Here is a 17,558-nt window from a genome sequence, read left to right as displayed (position 1 = left end):
CGCGTACTTGTCACAGCTGTGCTCCGGACACGGGTCGGGGAAGAAGGCCGATGCCGAACGTGTCTTCACCCTAGGTCGCCGGATGGTCGTCGCCGCGCCGACCCGCCGATGCCTATGCTGAGGCCCGTGACTGTATTGCTGGGCGTCGAGGCCCGCCTGCGCCGCACCCGCCTGTTGTTCGCCACCGACGCGCGCCCGCCCTCGGGCGACCTGGAGTCGCTCGCGTCCGCAGCGATCGCAGGCGGGGCCGGCATGATCGCGCTCGTCGACGACGCCTTGGACGCCCGCGGGCAACTGGACGCCCTCGAGGCGCTGCGCCGCGCCGGAGAGCGCCAGCAGGTGCTCGTCGCCGTCTACAATGACGCGGACGTCGCCGGCGAGTTCGCCGCGGACGTCCTGCTTCTGCCCGACGACGGCTCCTCGGCGAAGAAGGCCCGCCGGGCGCTGCACGAGAACGCGCTGATCGGACGGTCCTGCCGCGGCGAGGCCGACATCGACGCCGCCGTCGCCGACCCGGACGTGAACTTCTTCGTCGTGGACTCCGACGCCGCGACGGTCGGCTACGCCGCCAAGGCGGCGCCACCCTCGAACCCCGACGCCAAGCCCTGGTTCGCCGCGGGCGGTATTACTCCCGGCAACGTGGACGAGGCGCTGGGTGCAGGGGCCCGCCGCGTCATGGTGTCCCGGGCGATCGAGCGCGCCGGAGACCCGCAGGCAGCGGCATCCGCGCTGGACGAGCGGCTCGCGAAGGCGTGGCAGGGCGCCGACATGGAGGCCGCGATCTTCGGCCACCCGGGGCGTCCGGTCATGAGCGCGGAAGAGGCCTTCCCCGGCCTCGCCGGGACGGGCGGCTCGGTGGGCGGCTCGGGAGGCGGCGGCACGCGGGGGTCCGGCTCGACGAGGGCCGAGGACAGCTGAACCGGCCGGTGGCGGCGTCCGGACGAGAAGGGGCCGGGGACTAGAAGGCGCGGTGCACGGCCACGTCGGCCAGGGCGCGCAGTCCGCGGCGGCCGTCCTCGCGCAACGGGGCGTCCTCCAGGGCGGTGACGGCGGCGGTGTACTCGCGCTCGATCGCCTGCTCGACCATCTCCCGGGCGCCGGACGCGACGATGATCTCGCGGGCGGCGTCGATGTCGGAGGCGCCGAGATCGGGCCGGCCGAACAGCTCGCTGAGCCGGCGGGCGTCCGGATCCGAGGCGTGGCCGAACGCGTGCGCGACCAGCAGCGTGAGCTTGCCCTCGCGCAGGTCCTCACCGGAATCCTTGCCGGTCAGCGCCTCGTCGCCGAAGACCCCGAGCAGGTCGTCGCGATACTGGAACGCCCGGCCGAGCGGCTGACCGTAGGCGGCGAACACCGCGTGCTGCTCCTCGGACGCCCCGGCGAGCGCCCCGCCGATGTCGAGCGGGCGCCGGATCGTGTACGAGGCGGACTTGTAGGTGACGGCGTTGCCGACGATCTCGACGAGCTCGGCCAGGCCGTCGGGGGTGCGGGAGATCGCGTAGGGGTCGTGGGCCTGGGCGAGGACGTCCAGGTACTGCCCGACGGTGACCTCGGTGCGGACGGCCTCGAGGTAACGCTCGGCGCGCCGCAGGTCGGCTGCCGGCAGCCCGCAGCTGCGGAACAGCTCGTCCGACCACACGAGCAACAGGTCGCCGAGCAGGATCGCGCCGGCGTGCCCGAACGCCTCGCTGTCGCCCCGGAGCCCGGCCTCGCGATGGTCCGCCTCGAACTGGCGGTGCGCCGCGGGGACGCCGCGGCGGGTGTCCGAGGCGTCCATGACGTCGTCGTGGACGAGCGCGGACACGTGGAGGAGGTCGAGGCTGGCGGCCGCCCGCAGCACCTCATCGCCGGGGCTGCCGGCGACCGCGGCGTAAGCCCAGGCGCAGAAGGCGGGGCGCAGCCGCTTGCCGCCGCCGGTGAAGAGCCGGGCGCGCTCCAGCAGGGGCGCCGTCCGGGCGCTGATGCGGCGCAGGCCGGGCTCTTGGGCGTCCAGGAACGCCGTCAGTTCGCGCGAGACGGCGTCCCGGAAGGCCTGATCGACGGGATGTGCTGAGTCCAAGGTGACCACGGTGCGAGCCTAGCCGAGCCCCCATCGGGCCGCTGGTTAGGGTGGCGGGCATGCCAGCGAACGACGCGACGATCCCGCACGCCCTCACGACAGGCGGCTCGCCGACGTTCTCGTTCGAGTACTTCCCGCCCAAGGACGCCGTCGGCGTCGACAAGCTCCGCGAGGCCGTGTCGAACCTCAGCCGGCTGTGTCCGAGCTGGGTGTCGGTGACCTACGGCGCCACGGGCGCGACCCGTGAGCGCACGTTCGAGGCGACCCGGGTGATCCGTTCCGCGACCCCGGTCACGACCATGGGCCACCTGACGGTCGCGGGGCAGAGCGTCGACGAGGTGCGCGCCGCCATCGAGAGCTACGCGGGGCTGGGGCTGACCCACATCCTGGCGCTGCGCGGCGACCCGGCCGGCGGCCCGACCGCGCCGTTCGAGGCGCACCCGCACGGACTGTCGAACGCGACCGAGCTCGTCCGGCTCATCAAGCAGACCGGCGACTTCCGCGTCGGCGTCGCCGCGTTCCCCGACATCCACCCCGACAAGGGCGATCGCGATCTCGACGTGCAGATCCTGCTCGACAAGCAGGAGGCCGGCGCGGAGTTCGCCATCACCCAGCTCTTCTTCCGCGCCGAGAACTACTTCGACCTCGTCGAGCGCTTCCGGGCCCGCGGCGGCACCATGCCGATCGTCGCCGGCATCATGCCGGTGACGAACGTCGGCCAGATCGAGCGGTTCCGGGACATGTCGGGCGTCGCGATGCCCGACGAGTTCTCCCGGCCGCTCCTGCAGCGCGCGGACGACCCGGCGTCCTTCCGGGCGCTCGGCATCGAGCAGATGACGCGGCTGTGCGACGACGTGCTGGCGGGCGGGGCGCCCGGCCTGCAGTTCTTCACCCTCAATCGGTCGACCGCGACGTCGGAGATCCTCGCCAAGCTCCGGGAGATGCCCCCACGTCGATCGTGACGAGCCGCTGCGTCGGGCGCGTCAGCGCGACGTAGAGCACCCGGACGCCGCCCGGGCTCTCCTCGACCACGGCGTCCGGGGCGATGACGACGACCGCGTCGTACTCCAGCCCCTTGGCCTCCAGCGGCGAGATGAACGTGACGCGCTGGGCGTCCTCGCCGAGGGCCTCCGCGAGACGGCCGGTGGCGGCGTCGCGCACGGCGTCCAGCAGCGACGGCGGCACGATGACGCCGATGGTGCCGGCGACGTCGCCCGCGAGCTCGGTGACGATCCGCTCCACCTCGTCGTCCAGCTCCTCGGGGGCGGCGACCAGCAGGTCGGGCTCGACGCCGGTCGAGCGGACGGCCTCGGGCAGGTCGGCGTTGGGGTAGGCCGCGCGCACCACGTCTGCGGCCAGGTTGAACACCTCGGCCGGCGAGCGGTAGTTCACCGACAGCCGGAACTCGCGGTGCGGCGCGTTGCCGATGAGGTCGCGGACGGCGCGGCCCACCTCGTCCAGGTCGGGCCACGAGCTCTGCGCCAGGTCGCCGACGATCGTCCAGGACGCCTGCGAGCCCCGGCGGCGCAGCATGCGCCACTGCATGGGGGTGATGTCCTGGGCCTCGTCGATCAGCATGTGCGCGTAGGTGTCGTGGAGATCGTCGGTCAGGTCCGCGGGCTCGGACGGCGCCTGCAGCCGGTCGGCCGTGGTGACGAGTTCGGCGACGTCCGCGCCGGAGGTGAGGAACAGCGTCGGGTCCTCTTCCTCCTCGGCGGGCGGGGTGCCGAGGATCGCGGCGAGCTCGTCCAGCAGGGCGGTGTCACCGACGCTCCAGTCGTCGTGGCCCCGCAGGCTCTCGGACAGCGCCCGCTGTTCGGAGTCGTCGAGCACGCCGTCGGCCACGCGGGCGACGACGTCCGGGTCGGCCAGCCGGGCGAGCACGTCCGGGGCGGACAGCGGCGGCCACCACGCGTTCATGAACATCTTGAACTGGGCGGTGTCGGTGATGAGGTCCTCGATCGCCTCGGGCTCGAGGTCGATCTCGTCGGGCACCTGCGCCATCAGCGCGGCGACGACGGCCTTCTGCGCCGACTCGCGGCCGTGGTTGACCTTGTTGTGCGCCAGCACGGACGCCCTGATGCGGTTCAGCTCCGGCTCGCGCAGAGTCAGCGGCTCACCCTTGACGGTGAGCCGCAGCAGCAGGCCTTCGTCGCCGGGGGAGACCAGCGGCAGGTTCACCAGCCGCTTGAGCACGTCGACCATGCGCAGGCTGCCCTTCACGAAGGACGCCTGCGCCGAGTCGGCGCGGTGGGCGTGGACGCCGGGCAGCACGTCGCTGACGACCGAGCCGATGGCGCGCAGCGTGACGGAGTCCTCGCCGAGGCTCGGCAGGACGCGCTCGATGTAGTTCATGAACACGGGGCCCGGCCCGACCACGAGGATGCCGCCGTTCTCGAACCGGCGCCGGTTGGAGTAGAGCAGGTACGCCGCGCGGTGCAGCGCGACGACGGTTTTGCCGGTGCCCGGGCCGCCGCTGATCACGGTGACGCCGCGGTAGTCGGCGCGGATCGCGTCGTCCTGTTCGGCCTGGATCGTGGCGACGATGTCGCGCATCCGGGGCCCGCGAGCGCGGGACAGCGCGGCCATCAGCGCGCCCTCTCCGATGATCGGCAGGTCGTCGTGGTTCGCCTCGGCGTTGAGCAGGTCGTCCTCGATCCCGATGACCTTGTCGGAGCGGCAGCGCAGGACGCGGCGGCGCACGACATCCATGGGGTTGTTCGGGGTGGCGCGGTAGAACGGCTCGGCGGCGCGGGCGCGCCAGTCGATCACCAGGGGTTCGTAGTCGTCGTCTCGGACGCCGATGCGGCCGATGTAGCGGACCTCGCGGTCGGCGTCGTCGTCGAGGTCGAGCCGGCCGAAGACCAGGCCCTCGTGCTCGGCGTCCAGCACGGCGAGCCGGCGCGCTGCCTGGTAGGCGAAGGCGTCCCGCTCGAACAGGGCCGTGCCGTCCTCCTCGCGGACGTAGCTCTCGCGGTCGGAGTGGTAGAGCGAGCGTCCCTGGTCGGCGGCCGAACGGGCCGACTCGGTCGCCTCGGCGAGCCGGTCGTAGACCGTGTCGACGTGGGCCTGCTCGATGGAGAACTCACGGGCGACGACCTCGGGCGGATTCGTGTCGTTCGAGGTTGTCGCGACGGACTGTTCAGACAAAAAAGACCCCTTCGTGCTAACAGACGAAGCATTTTACGCCACGCGTCAACCACTCCGGCGTGCACGAGCGTGCGGGGCGCGTCGCGCGGACCCCTGCTCAATGCCGGGTGAGGTTGCGGTTGGAGGGGCGGATATCCTCGCCGGTGAGGGCCTCGTGCGCGGCGTAGGTGGCCAGGGCCGCCGAGAGGAGCTGGGCCCAGGGCTCGGGGCCGCCGCGGCTGCTCGCGGACGCGGTGAACAGCCGGTCGTCGTCCGGGTCGCGCAGCGCGGGCAGGTCGAGCCACTGCTCGGCGAACGACGGCGTCCGGACGAACAACCCGCGGCGGGGTCGCAGCCAGGCGGGCGCGCCCGGGACGGCCCCGGACGTCCCGGTGAGGTGGCCGGCGGGGTCGGGCGCGGTGGCGGCGCCGGGGCGCGGCGCGCGAGGGGCGGGGCGTCCGGTGAGGGCGGCCCACCGGACGCCCCGCCCCTCGCGCGCCGGGGCGCGGCGCGCGAGGGGCGGGGCGTCCGGTGAGGGCGGCCAGCTCCCAGGCGTCCACGGTGCAGACGACGGCGTCGGCGCCGAGCTCGCCGGCGTCCGTGACGACCCGGCGCCCGGACACCGCGGTGGCGGTGGTGCCCAGCTGGACGCGGACGCCGCGCTGGACGGCTCGGTCGGCGGCGGCGTCGATCAGCAGGCGGGTGGGCTGCGGCGATCCCTCGCGACCGACGAGGTGCCACCGGCCGAAGGTGCGCCGCACGCTCAGGCGCGCGAGCACCCAGTGCGGGACGGCGTCGGCCGGACCGTAACAGGCGGTCATCGAGCGCACGAGCGAGGCGACGGGGCGCGAGCCGATCCGCGCCGTGACGTCGGCGACGCTGCGCTCGGGGCCGAGGACGGGGGCGGCGCGGTCGAGCTGGGCGCGGGTGGCGAACTCGCCCTCGAGGCCGAGCGGCCGCAGTGCCTGCCAGACGTCGTCGTAGCGGTCCACGAGGTCGCGCCAGGCAACGGCGTGCTGCTCGCCGAGGGCGGCGCTGAGCGCACGCCACTGGTCGCCGCGATCGGTGGGCAGCGCGATCGCGGTGCCGTCGTCGAGGGTGTGGACGTCCGGCGGTGCGGGGACGAGGTCGAGGCCGCGCGCGCCGAGGGTTCCGGCGATGGGGCGTCCGGTCTTGGCGAACAGGTCGCGCCACGCGGCGGGCAGGTCGATCGCCGGGGCCAGGACGCCTGGCTCGACGAGGCGTCCGCCCAGGCTGTCGCGGCGCTCGACGAGCGTGACGTCGTGCCCGGCCTTCGCGAGGCGGCCGGCCGCTGCCAGCCCAGCCGGCGCGCCGCCTACGACGATGATGCGCGACATCAGTCGGCGCGAGGCTGGCGGAAGCCGGGGACGTGCTCGGCGCGCCAGCGGACGTGCTGGCGACGGCCGGCGCGGACGCGGTCGACGTTGCGGGCCAGCCCGGCCAGCGCGGCGGCGAGCAGCAGGCCGGACACGAGCGCGGCGGTGGGGGCCGCGACGGTGATGAGGGTGGAGACGATGGCGGCGGCCACCTCGCCGGCGGTGGACGCGGTGGCGGTGGCGACCGGGAGGTTGGTCGCGTGCAGAGCGAAACGCAGCCCGACCCGGGTCAGGTCGCTGAGCAGTGCCGCCAGCGCACCGACCGTGGCCAGCACGATGAGCCAGCGGTCATCCTGCCCGATCGAATAGACGACGCCGAACAGCAGGCCGCCCAGCGTGCGGAGGACGAGCGAGGGCATCGCCAACAAGACGTCGAGGTGGGGCAGCTTGTCGACGACGAAGACGAAGGCGGCGAGGATCGCGGCGATGATCAGCACGTCGGTGCGCTGGAGCACCACAGGGACGCCCGCGAGCCCGCCGAAGCGGCCGAGGAGGCCCAGGGCGAGAGCCGTCGTATACGGGTTGACTCCGCAGGCCCACCCCCCGGCGAACACGGCCGCGAGTAAATCCATGGGGCGAAGACTACTCACCCGGCCGGCTGCGAGGGCCGGGTGGTCCGATCAGCGTCCACCGCCGCCGTGGGGTTCGCCGCCGCCGCGTCAGCCGGACGCCGGGCCCTGCGGGAGGCGGCGTCCCCGCGGGTTGGCGGGGTTGGACGGCGGCGGCACCATCGGCCCGATGTCGCCGTCGGGTGCCTCGTCGAGGTCGACGATCACGGGGGCGTGGTCGCTCGGTGTCTTGCCCTTGCGGGCTTCGCGGTCGATCCAGGCGGCGTCGACCCGGCCGGCCACGGCCTCGGAGGCGAGGATCAGGTCGATGCGCATGCCCAGGTCGCGATGGAACATGCCGGCGCGGTAGTCCCAGTAGCTGAAGACCCGCTCGTTCGGCCACCGGTCGCGGACGACGTCGCGCAGCCCCAGCGCCATCAGGTCGGCCAGCGCCGCGCGCTCGGGGCCGGTGACGTGGGTGTGGCCCGCGTAGGCGGCGGGGTCGAACACGTCGGCGTCCGCCGGGGCGATGTTGAGGTCGCCGCACACCACGGACGCAGGCCCGTCGGCGGCAGCCTGGTCGCGCAGGGCGCGCAGCCAGGCGAGCTTGTAGCGGTAGTGGTCGCTGTCGACCGTGCGCCCGTTGGGGACGTAGACGCTGTGCACGCGGAGGTCGCCGCAGGTCGCGGCGATCGCCCGGGCCTCCGGGTCGGGGAAGCCCGGCTCGTCCGGCAATCCGCGCTCGACATCGTCGAGGCCGACCCGCGAGAGGATCGCGACCCCGTTCCACTGGCCGAGCCCGTGCGTGGCGTACTGGTAGCCCCGGGCGGCCAGGTCGTCGCCCAGGAGGCCGGTGAACGCCGCGTCCGTCAGCTTCAGCTCCTGCAGGCAGACGATGTCGGGGCGGCGCTGCTCCAGCCAGGGCCAGAACCGGGGCAGGCGCGGCCTGATCGAGTTCACGTTCCAGGTGGCGATGCGCATTCTCCGATCTTTCCATGTCCCGGCGGGGGATGTTTTTTGTCGGAGGGGACGCCTACTGTTCGAACACACGTTCTAAAAGAAGGTTCGGAGGTGGGCGATGCGCAGGTATGACGAGCCGATCGCGGTGCGATCGGAGCAGGCCGGGGTCGGCGAGGCGGAGGTCCCGGAGGGTGCGGAGGCGGCGGCGCCGGCGGGCTTCGTGTGGCGCAATCGGCTGTGGCGAGTGTTGGGGGTCGAGACGCGCTGGCGCGAGACGGCCGACTGGTGGAGCGATCCCGGCGACGACCTGCTCGCCGAGTCGGAGGTGTGGCGGGTGGTGGCCTCGCCGGGGAGCGCCGCGACGCCCGGGGTCTTCGAGCTGGCCTCCCGCGCGGGCGACGACGGTGAGCGGTCGTGGCGGTTGCGCCGGGCGCTCGACTGAGGGGGTGGTGGGTGACTTGACGCGTCCGCCGGGCGGGTTCTTATAGTGGTGGGTATCGAACACCTGTTCGAAAAGGAGGGTGATGGTGGGACGGCGTGGGACGGCGACCGCGGTCGCGTTGCGGGGTGCGGCGTGAGCGACCCGTTCGTCCATCTGCGGGTGGCGTCGGGGTACTCGCTGCAGTACGGCGCCAGCCACCCGTCCGAGCTCGTCGCGGCGGCGGCCGGGCATGAGATGGACACCCTCGCGCTCACCGACCGGGACGGCCTCTACGGTGCGATCCGGTTCGCGAAGGCGTGCGCCGCGGCCGGCATCGCGCCCATCGTGGGGGCCGACCTGGCGCTGGCGGGGGCTCGGCCGGACGCCCCGTCCGCGGGCCGGGCGGTGCTGCTGGCGTCCTCGCGGCGGGGCTGGGCGTCGCTGTGCCGGTTGACGTCGGCCACCCACCTGGGCGGGGAGCGCGGCCGGCCGCGCACCACCCGTGCGTTGATCGGCGGGCACCGCGACGATCTGGTGGTGATGCTGGGCGCCGACTCCGACCTCGGCCGCGCGCTCGCCGACCGCGACGACGCCCGAGCCGAGGCGGTGCTGCGCTCGTGGCTCGAGACGGTCGAGCCCGGCAACCTCGTCATCGCCGCCACCCACCACCTCATCGGCGGCGCAGGTCCCGGCTCGGCGAGCCACGCCGGCCGCATGCTGGCCTTCGCCGACGCGCACGGCCTCACCGGCGTCCTCACGAACGCGGTCCGCATGGCAAGGCGCACCGACGCGCCCACCGCCGACGTCCTCGACGCCGCGCGGCGGCTGGTGCCCCTCGACCTGCGCAACGTCGACCGCCGCAACGCCGAGGGCTACCTGAAGTCGGGCAAGGAGATGATCGAGGTGGCCGACGAGGTGAGCCGGCTGGCCGGGCGCCGCGACGCGTCCCGGCTGTTCGGCGACACCCGCACTCTCGCGCTCCGCTGCCGTCTCGACCCGGCGGCCGACATCGGCCTCGGCGAGATCCACCTGCCCGAGTTCGAGGTGCTCGACGCCCGGTCCGGCGACGCGTTCACCGAGCTGCGGCGGCGCTGCGAGGCGGGGCTGGTGCGCCGCTACGGGCGGGTGGACGCGGCGGCCGTCGACCGCATCGACGACGAGCTCGCGGTGGTGCGGCAGCTGGGGTTCGCGCCCTACTTCCTCACCGTCGGCAAGGTGGTCGACGCGATCCGTGAGAAGGGCATCCGGGTGGCCGCGCGCGGCTCGGGGGCGGGCAGCCTCATCAACTACGCCCTGGGCATCTCCGGGGTCGACCCGCTGCGCTACGACCTCATCATGGAGCGGTTCCTTTCCCCGCTGCGGGTCGCGCTGCCCGACATCGACATCGACGTGGAGTCGGCCCGGCGCACCGAGATCTACGACATGATCTTCGCGATGTTCGGCCCCGAGCGGGTCGCCTGCGTCGCGATGATGGACACCTACCGCGTGCGACACGCGATCCGTGACGTCGGCAAGGCGATGAGCCTGCCGCCCGCCGACGTGGACGCCATCGCGAAGTCGTTCCCGCACATTCGGGCGCGCGACGTCCGGCACGCGCTGCGCGACCTGCCCGAGCTGCGGGCGGCGAACCTCGGCGACCGGCAGCTGCAGGTGCTGTTCGAGCTGGTCGAGTCGCTCGACGGCCTGCCCCGGCACGTCGCCCTGCACCCGTGCGGGGTGCTGCTGAGCGACACCACGCTGCGCGACCGCACCCCGGTGGAGGCCAGCTTCGGCGACTACCCGATGAGCCAGTTCGACAAGGACGACGTCGAGGACATCGGGCTGCTCAAACTGGACGTCCTCGGCATCCGCATGCAGTCGTCCATGGCGCACGCCGTCGACGAGATCGAGCGCCTCGAGCACGAGCGCATCGACCTGGACGCGCTGGCTCCCTTCGACGACCGTTCCGTCTACGACCTCATCGCCCGCGCCGAGACACTGGGCTGCTTCCAGATCGAGTCGCCGGGGCAGCGCGAGCTGGTGGGCAAGTTCGGGCCGGCCGAGTTCAACGACATCATCATCGACATCTCGCTGTTCCGGCCGGGGCCGGTCAAGTCCGACATGGTCGTGCCGTTCCTGGAGGCGCGCAACGGCTGGGCGAGGCCGCGCTACCTGCACCCCGACCTGATCCCGGCGCTGGCCGAGACCCGCGGCGTCATCGTCTACCACGAGCAGGTGATCAAGGTGATCGCGGTGATGACCGGCTGCAGCCTCGCCTACGGCGACGAGGCGCGCCGGGCGCTCGGCTCGCCCGAGGGCCAAGAAGACGTGCGGCGGTGGTTCATCCCGGCGGCGCGGGCGCGCGGGTACGACCACGCCCTCGTCGATGACGTCTGGCAGGTGCTGGTCTCGTTCGCGTCCTTCGGCTTCTGCAAGGCGCACGCGGCGGCGTTCGCGCTGCCCACCTACCAGTCCGCGTGGCTGAAGACCTACTACCCGGCGCACTTCATCGCCGGGCTGCTCACCCACGACCCCGGCATGTACCCCAAGCGGCTGATCCTCGAGGAGGCCCGGCGCCTGGACATCCCGGTGCTGCCGCTCGACATCAACCGCAGCGCCATCGAGTACCGCGTGGAGAAGGTCGGCGGGTGGGGCGGGGGCCGTCCCGCCGGCAGGGGGCGCCCGGCCCCGCCCNCAAGGCGCACGCGGCGGCGTTCGCGCTGCCCACCTACCAGTCCGCGTGGCTGAAGACCTACTACCCGGCGCACTTCATCGCCGGGCTGCTCACCCACGACCCCGGCATGTACCCCAAGCGGCTGATCCTCGAGGAGGCCCGGCGCCTGGACATCCCGGTGCTGCCGCTCGACATCAACCGCAGCGCCATCGAGTCCCGCGTGGAGAGGGCCGGCGGGTGGGGCGGGGGCCGTCCCGCCGGCAGGGGGCGCCCGGCCCCGCCCGGGACCCCACCGCCGGGCACCCGCGGGATCCGGCTGGCGCTGGCCGACGTGAAGGGCATCAGCGAGGCCGAGCGGGAGCGGCTGGTGGCCGGGCGGCCGTACGCCGGGCTGGTCGACTTCTGGCGGCGGGCCGGCCTCTCGGTCGACGTCGCCGAGCGCCTCGTGCTCGCCGGCGCCTTCGACGAGCTGTACGGCATCGGGCTGCCCGTGCCGGTGGGCGTCCGGGGCGTCGTCACCCGCCGCGACCTGCTGCTGACCCTGGCCGACCTTGAGCGGGAACGGCGTGCCGACAACCGCGTCAACGGGCGGCGCGCCCGCGGGCTCGGCTCGTCGGCGGCTCCGCAGCAGCAGGCGGTGCAGCTCGCCCTCGACTTCGGCGGCGAGGTTGCCGATCCCGAGCCGGCCGAGCCCGACTTCGCCGGGCCGGAGGTGCACGGCGGCCGGGGGCGTCCGGGCGACGTCCGGGTGAGCGGGCTACCGGAGATGACGCCGGCCGAGCGCATGGCGGCCGAACTCGACATCATCGGCATGGATGCCACCCGGCACGTGCTGAGCGACCACCTGGAGTTCCTGACCGCGATCGGCGTCACCTGGAGCCGGGAGCTGCTCGAGCGGCGCGCCCGAAGTTCGCTGCTGGTCGCCGGGGTGAAGGTGGCCACGCAGACACCGCCGGTGCGCTCGGGCCGGCGGGTGGTGTTCCTCACGCTCGACGACACCACCGGGCCGGTCGATCTCACCTTCTTCGAGGACGCGCAGGGCCCCTACGCGGCGACCGTGTTCAACTCCTGGCTGGTGCTGGCCCGCGGGGAGCTGCGCCGTACCGGCCCGCGCGGCGTGTCGCTGCGGGCGACCGGCGCGTGGGACCTCGCGCACCTGCACGGCGTGTGGCGCCAGGTGCTGGACGCCTCCGGCGACGCCGAGCGCGCGGCCGCGGCCGTCCACGCGGTCATCGACGCGCCCGTGGAGATGCCGGCGCACGACCCGGGCGATGCCGAGTGGGAGTCCGGCCCGACGGCCGACCCGCAGGCCCACGGCCGCGCGGGTGGCATGGGGCAGCGGCGTGTGTTCCTGCACCCGAGCGGTTTCGTCCAGTCGCCGTACACCGATGTCGCGCCCGCCGGCCCCTCGGCCGCTGCGATCCCGCGGGAGTTCACCGACCCGGGCCGCAAGTTGTGGCACTCGAGCCCGGGGAGCACGGGCCGATGAGCGTCGTCCTGCACGTCGACATGGACGCCTTCTACGCCTCGGTCGAACTGCGGCGGCGCCCCGAGTTGCGCGGGCGTCCGCTGTGGGTCGGCGGCGCCGACCGCGGGGTGGTGCTGTCGGCGACGTACGAGGCGCGGGCCTACGGGGTCGAGGGTGGCATGTCGTCGACGCGGGCGCGCCGGCTGTGCCCGGACGCCGTGGCGATCCCGCCCGACTTCGACACCTACAGCGCGGTGTCGGAGGGGGTGTTCGCGATCTTCGAGGCGATCACCCCGGCGGTCGAGCCGATGTCTCTGGACGAGGCGTTCCTCGACGTGACCGGCGCCCAGCGCCGCCTCGGGACGCCCCGGCAGATCGGGGAACTGATCCGCGCGCTGGTCGCCGACGAGCAGCGCATCCCCTGCTCGGTGGGAATCGCGCCGACCAAGTTCCTCGCGAAGCTGGCCTCGAACGCGGCCAAACCCAACGGTCTGGTCGAGGTGACGCCCGGCGAGGTGATCCCGTTCCTGCATCCGCTGGGGGTGGAGAAGATGTGGGGCGTCGGCGCCGCGACGGCGGACGCGCTGCACCGGCTCGGCCTGTCCACGATCGGCGACCTGGCGCACACCCCGAAGGTGACGCTGCAGCGGGCGCTGGGCAACACCGGCGCGCACCTGCACGATCTGGCCTGGGGCATCGACGTGCGCCGGGTCGTGCCGCGCGAGCGGGAACGCAGCGTCGGCAGCCAGGAGACGTTCGGGAAGGACACCGACGACCTGCGGCTCATCGAGACCGAACTGCTCCGCGTGGCCGCGCGGGTGGCGTCCCGCATGCGGCTGGCGCGGGTGCTGGGCCGCACGGTCACGGTGCACGTCCGGTTCGCCGACTTCCGGGTCACCCAGCGTTCGCTCACCCTCGCCAGCCCCACCGACAGCACCGACGAGGTGCACGCGAGCGCGGTGAAGCTGTTCCGCGCGATGCGGCTGGTGCGGCCGCGGATTCGCCGCGTGGGCGTCCGCGTCGAGGGGCTGGTGGACGCCGACCAGGCCTACCAGCAGCCCACTCTCGACGACCGGGAGCACGGCTGGCGCGAGGCGGAGCGGGCCGCGGACGCCGTCGTCGCGAAGTACGGTCCGCGGGCGGTGCAGCGCGCGACCCTGACCGCGCGTCGGCCGTGATCGCCGCGCGGCCGTGATCCGGACGGGTGCCGTCCGGGGCCGGCCGACGGGGACGCCGTTGACCAGCGCGAACAGTGAACGATGCCGAGGCCGGACGCCCTCGCTCGTGTTCCGTTTGACAGGTTCGGCATCTACACTGACTCCAAGCGCGACTCCAGCGTCATCGATCACGAATCAAGGGAGGCTGAGATGGCCCTCTCGGAGGAAGAACAGCGGCTCCTTGAGCAGATGGAAGCCGCTCTGGCGGCCGACGATCCCAAGTTTGCCAGCACCCTGCGCGGCACCACGAACCGCAAGCTGCATCGCCGCCGGGCCGCCCTCGCGGGGCTCGGGTTCGCTGTGGGCATCGCCGCCCTCGTCCTCGGCATGCAGCTCCACCCGATCGTCAGCGTGATCGGCTTCGTCATCATGCTCGTCTCCACGATCGTGGCGCTCACCGCCTGGCAGCACGTCGGCGATTCCGCTCAGCAGTCCGGCGGCGCCGGCCCGCGCGCCACCACCAGCACGAGCGATTCGCCGTTCCGGCTGGACGAGCGATGGCGCCACGGCCCAGACGACACGCTCTGACGCGGTCGCCGCGACCCGATACCTGAAGCGGGCGGTCCCTGTGGGGCCGCCCGCTTCGTCGTCTCCACGGTGGGCGGCCCCTGGGCCGTCACGGGTGTGCGGGGCCCGGGTCGTCACGGGTGTGCGAGGCCCGGGTCGTCACGGGTGTGCGAGGCCCAGGGACGTCCCGGCGCGGGATAAGCGCGTCTCCGCGGTGCGGGTCAGCGCCGCCACAGCGAGAGCGGCCACAGCGTCGCGCGCACCCGCTGGGAGCCGGACGCCTCGGCGTCCAACCCGCGCCGGACGGCCGCCACGTCCTCGGCGATGCCGGGCCTCACGGACCCGTCGGCCGGGCGGTCGAACAGGGCGGCCTCGGCGTCCAGGGCCAGGCGGCGAAGCGGCTCGTGGGCGTCCTCGGGCAGCCGGGACGCGACGGCCGCGGCGGCATAGCGTGGGGATCCGGCGGGCCAGGGGTGGCCGTGGTCGAGGAACGACGCCCGCACCTCGTCCCAGGCCGCGATGGGCGCCTCGCGCGCGGGCAACGCGGGGTTGAGCCGTCGGCGCCGCACCAGCGCGCGGACCAGGGCGGGCGATGCCGCGACGAGCAGCGCGGCGAGTGCCACCACGGGCACCAGCCAGCCGGCGGGACCGGAGTCCGAGGGCGGCGGGGGAGTCGCGTCCGGCGGCTGCTCCTCGGGCGCGGTCGTCGGCTCCGCGCTGGGTTCCGACGTCGGGGTCTGCGTCGGCGTCGCAGTGGGGGACGCCGACGGCGTCGGCGACGGCCCGGTGCCGTTGAGCGCGTCGCCGGGGGTCGGCTCGAACGCCACCCAACCCCAGCCCTCGAAGTACAGCTCCGGCCAGGTGTGCATGTCGTGCATCGTCACCTGCCACGCGTCGCCGTCCCGCTGGCCGGGGGTGAAGCCGACGGCCACCCGCGACGGGATGCCGGCGATGCGCGCCATCAGCGCCATGGACGCGGCGTACTGCTCGCAGTAGCCCGTCTTGTCGCGCAACAGGAAACGCTCGAGCGTCTCGTAGCCGCTGCCGGGCGCCGGCCGCAGGCTGTAGGTGAACTCGGACCCCTGCAGGTAGCTCAGGATGGCCTGCGCGCGCTCGCCCGGCCCGCTCGCCCCGGCGATCACCTCGTCGGTGAGCTCCACGATGGGGGCGGGGACGTCGCCGGGCACCTCCGAGGTGAGGTCGCCCTCGGGCGGGCGGGCGCCGGCGGGGACCGCCGCCAGGTCGGCGTCGCTGGGCCGGACGTCCACGCTCGTCGCCTCGTAGGTCAGGCCGGCGGTGGCGCTCTGGCGCTCGGGTCCGCTGAGGGCGAGCACCGTCAGGCTGTCCTCGAGGTAACCCCAGTCCTCGCCGGCCCGGTAGGAGCGCGGGGCGTAGGGCAGGGGGAGGTACTCGCTCTCCAAGCCCTGGATCGTGACGGTCGTCCGGCGCGCGTCGCCGGGGCGGGTCAGGCCGGGCGGGTTCGGCAGCGAGCCCGTCCGCACCTCGGAGTCGGCCAGCCGCCAGCCGTTGGCGTCGAAGGACGGCAACGACGTGAGCCGCAGGTACACCCCGTCCGGCCCGTCCGTGGTGTAGCGGAACGCCGGCCGGTTCTCGGCGCGGACGAGGTTGCGCTTCAAGTCGATGCTGGGGTCGCTCATCCGGATCAGCTCATTGCCGCGGCGGTGGTTCGTGACCGGGACGGGCACCAGGGGCGCGACGGCCGCGGTCACGCCGACGCTCAGCGCGGTGGTGAGGGCGACCCCGGCGAGGACGGCCGCCCGGGGGCGCGCAGGGGTGCCGGCCGGGCGCGCCGACGGCACCCCGTCGGCCGCCAGCACGAGCACGAGCCCGACGGCGAACGTCACGAGGCTCAGCCCGGTGAACTCCGCGATGCGCGGGCCGAGCGCGGGTACCAGCACGAGCACGAGGAGCGGCAGGACGACCCAGCCGGCCTGGTCCAGCGTGACGGCGAGCGTCTCTGCGAGCAGCGCGAGGAGGCCGGTGAGGAAGAACATGGCCACGGTCAGCCCGGCGTGTGGCTGCACCGGCGCCACGCTGGTTGCCAGGTAAGTGGCGGTGTCGACGATCAGGTCGGCGAGCCCGACCCCCGGCGCCAGCACGAGCGCCCCGGCGAGCGTGCCGACGGCCAGCGCGACCACTTTGGCCAGCGACACGGCCCACTCCGGCGCGCGGACGACCCGCGCGATCAGCCCGGCTCCGAGCACCGCGAGCACGCCGAGCACGCCGGCGACGAGGGCCGCGCCGTCGCGGGTGACGGCCGTCCAGGCGGGCAGCTGCAGCAGCAGGGCCGCCGCGACGGCCAGGGTCAGTCGGACGTCGCGCCTCACCGGTCCACCACCGCGCTCGCCGCGCGCAGCGCCGCCCACGCCGCCGCGGGGTCGCTGTCGGGCCGCGCCGTCGCCACCGCCCAGCCGTGGGCCGAGAGGATCTGCCGCGCGTCCGCCTGAGCCCGCGAGTCATCGTCGCGCTCCAGCAGGATGACGCGGCCGCGTCCGGCATCGGCGGTCTCGACGAGGTGCGCGGCGTCGTCCACGCTGAGCGAACCGAGCAGCGCCAGCACGACGGCACCCGACTGCTGCTGGGCCAGGATCCGCGTGGCGGGGCCGAGCGAGACCTGCGGGGTGAGGACGGCGTCCACCAGGTGCTCCAGCCACGCCTGCCGCGGCTGCAGGTGCTCCCGGCCGCGGCTGGAGTGGGTGGTCGAGTCGACGTCGGTGATGCTGACGACGTAGCCGTCGTCGATGAGCCGGACCCCGACGGACGCAGCGAGGGTGACGAGCCACTCGAAGGACGCGCTGGTGGCCCGCGCGCCGCCGTGCGAGGACGAGCGCGAGTCGAGGACGAGCCAGGCCGCGGGGTCCCAGGCCTGTTCCTCGCGCCGCACCATGAGCTGCCCGGCGCGCGCGGTCGAGGGCCAGTGCACCCGCCGGACGTCGTCCAGCGGCTGGTACTCGCGCACCAGCACGTCGTCGGGGCCGCTGACGGCGGTCTGCGGGATCGGCGTCTCCCCGGACATACCGGTGGCCCGCTGCGGGCTCGGCGGCAGCGGCAGCGCCTGCGGGGTGACCAGCACGGGGGTGGGCGCCGTCAGCACGAGCTGCCGGCGCGCGAGGCCGAGCGGGTCGCGCTGGGTGACCCGCAGCCGGTCGAGGCGGAACCGCCCGCGCCGGCGGGGCCG

13 protein-coding genes and 2 pseudogenes are annotated in these 17,558 nt (G+C 74.1%); 7 read left to right on the top strand and 8 right to left on the bottom strand.

From position 1 onward, the window contains the following. Positions 1-126: 126 nt before the first annotated feature. Positions 127-918: a thiamine phosphate synthase gene (locus BN1187_RS11205; RefSeq protein WP_157754771.1), complete on the top strand. Its 792-nt coding sequence runs from the start codon at positions 127-129 to the stop codon at positions 916-918. A gap of 40 nt (positions 919-958) precedes the next feature. On the opposite strand, the gene BN1187_RS11200 is transcribed toward BN1187_RS11205, so the two are convergent. Beyond that, a complete protein-coding gene (locus tag BN1187_RS11200) occupies positions 959-2,068 on the bottom strand; it encodes a polyprenyl synthetase family protein (RefSeq protein ID WP_040161750.1) in 1,110 nt (369 codons plus the stop codon). A 50-nt stretch (positions 2,069-2,118) separates the two neighbouring features. Between BN1187_RS11200 and BN1187_RS11195 the strand changes: the two genes are divergently transcribed. Beyond that, positions 2,119-3,021, top strand: a complete 903-nt coding sequence (locus BN1187_RS11195) for a methylenetetrahydrofolate reductase (RefSeq protein ID WP_040161747.1) — start codon at positions 2,119-2,121, stop codon at positions 3,019-3,021. On the opposite strand, the gene BN1187_RS11190 is transcribed toward BN1187_RS11195, so the two are convergent. The 5 genes and pseudogenes from BN1187_RS11190 to BN1187_RS11170 all read right to left on the bottom strand — a co-directional run bounded on the left by BN1187_RS11190 (position 2,954) and on the right by BN1187_RS11170 (position 8,114). Next, positions 2,954-5,137 (bottom strand): HelD family protein, encoded by a 2,184-nt coding sequence (locus tag BN1187_RS11190; RefSeq protein ID WP_052462781.1) that lies wholly within the window; start codon positions 5,135-5,137, stop codon positions 2,954-2,956. The two genes, BN1187_RS11195 and BN1187_RS11190, sit on opposite strands and share 68 nt — an antisense overlap. A gap of 187 nt (positions 5,138-5,324) precedes the next feature. Continuing rightward, a pseudogene (locus BN1187_RS14360) lies at positions 5,325-5,441 on the bottom strand (carotenoid dehydrogenase); the annotation flags it as partial. A gap of 262 nt (positions 5,442-5,703) precedes the next feature. Then, a pseudogene (locus tag BN1187_RS15235) lies at positions 5,704-6,546 on the bottom strand (FAD-dependent oxidoreductase); the annotation flags it as partial. After that, positions 6,546-7,157, bottom strand: coding sequence for a DUF4126 domain-containing protein (locus BN1187_RS11175; RefSeq protein WP_082034663.1), 612 nt, complete (start codon positions 7,155-7,157; stop codon positions 6,546-6,548). The pseudogene BN1187_RS15235 and the gene BN1187_RS11175, both read right to left, overlap by 1 nt. An 87-nt stretch (positions 7,158-7,244) precedes the next feature. Further along, complete coding sequence (locus tag BN1187_RS11170) at positions 7,245-8,114, bottom strand: exodeoxyribonuclease III (protein WP_040161738.1); 870 nt, start codon at positions 8,112-8,114, stop codon at positions 7,245-7,247. A 97-nt stretch (positions 8,115-8,211) separates the two neighbouring features. On the opposite strand from BN1187_RS11170, the gene BN1187_RS11165 reads away from it, so the two are divergent. The 5 genes from BN1187_RS11165 (at position 8,212) to BN1187_RS11145 (ending at position 14,380) form a co-directional block, all read left to right on the top strand. Further along, positions 8,212-8,535, top strand: a complete 324-nt coding sequence (locus tag BN1187_RS11165) for a DUF6504 family protein (RefSeq protein WP_040161736.1) — start codon at positions 8,212-8,214, stop codon at positions 8,533-8,535. Positions 8,536-8,580: 45 nt separating this feature from the next. Then, complete coding sequence (gene dnaE, locus BN1187_RS11160; protein ID WP_452436141.1) at positions 8,581-11,241, top strand: DNA polymerase III subunit alpha; 2,661 nt, start codon at positions 8,581-8,583, stop codon at positions 11,239-11,241. Between the two features lie 53 nt (positions 11,242-11,294). Then, positions 11,295-12,656: a helix-hairpin-helix domain-containing protein gene (locus BN1187_RS11155; protein ID WP_452436299.1), complete on the top strand. Its 1,362-nt coding sequence runs from the start codon at positions 11,295-11,297 to the stop codon at positions 12,654-12,656. Then, positions 12,653-13,813 (top strand): DNA polymerase IV, encoded by a 1,161-nt coding sequence (gene dinB, locus BN1187_RS11150; RefSeq protein ID WP_040163086.1) that lies wholly within the window; start codon positions 12,653-12,655, stop codon positions 13,811-13,813. Before BN1187_RS11155 ends, dinB begins: the two co-directional genes overlap by 4 nt. A 189-nt stretch (positions 13,814-14,002) precedes the next feature. Beyond that, entirely contained in the window at positions 14,003-14,380 is a 378-nt protein-coding gene (locus tag BN1187_RS11145) for a DUF3040 domain-containing protein (protein WP_040161731.1), read from the top strand. A 200-nt stretch (positions 14,381-14,580) separates the two neighbouring features. On the opposite strand, the gene BN1187_RS11140 is transcribed toward BN1187_RS11145, so the two are convergent. Continuing rightward, positions 14,581-16,707, bottom strand: a complete 2,127-nt coding sequence (locus tag BN1187_RS11140) for a transglutaminase TgpA family protein (RefSeq protein ID WP_147675113.1) — start codon at positions 16,705-16,707, stop codon at positions 14,581-14,583. Continuing rightward, positions 16,704-17,474: a DUF58 domain-containing protein gene (locus tag BN1187_RS11135; RefSeq protein WP_040161727.1), complete on the bottom strand. Its 771-nt coding sequence runs from the start codon at positions 17,472-17,474 to the stop codon at positions 16,704-16,706. The genes BN1187_RS11140 and BN1187_RS11135 overlap by 4 nt, the downstream gene beginning before the upstream one ends. Between the last annotated feature and the right edge of the window lie 84 nt (positions 17,475-17,558).

The organism is Nigerium massiliense, assembly GCF_000826085.1.
Lineage (GTDB): Bacteria > Actinomycetota > Actinomycetes > Propionibacteriales > Propionibacteriaceae > Propioniciclava > Propioniciclava massiliense.
Note: the sequence above shows the minus strand (reverse complement) of the source record. Positions and strands in the feature narration are given on the sequence as shown.

Coding starts and splice junctions, on each gene's coding strand:
- BN1187_RS11175 (WP_082034663.1), bottom strand. CDS start 7,157: ATGGATTTACTCGCGGCCGTGTTCGCCGGGGGGTGGGCCTGCGGAGTC.
- BN1187_RS11195 (WP_040161747.1), top strand. CDS start 2,119: ATGCCAGCGAACGACGCGACGATCCCGCACGCCCTCACGACAGGCGGC.
- BN1187_RS11165 (WP_040161736.1), top strand. CDS start 8,212: ATGCGCAGGTATGACGAGCCGATCGCGGTGCGATCGGAGCAGGCCGGG.
- dinB (WP_040163086.1), top strand. CDS start 12,653: ATGAGCGTCGTCCTGCACGTCGACATGGACGCCTTCTACGCCTCGGTC.
- BN1187_RS11155 (WP_452436299.1), top strand. CDS start 11,295: ATGTACCCCAAGCGGCTGATCCTCGAGGAGGCCCGGCGCCTGGACATC.
- BN1187_RS11145 (WP_040161731.1), top strand. CDS start 14,003: ATGGCCCTCTCGGAGGAAGAACAGCGGCTCCTTGAGCAGATGGAAGCC.
- BN1187_RS11170 (WP_040161738.1), bottom strand. CDS start 8,114: ATGCGCATCGCCACCTGGAACGTGAACTCGATCAGGCCGCGCCTGCCC.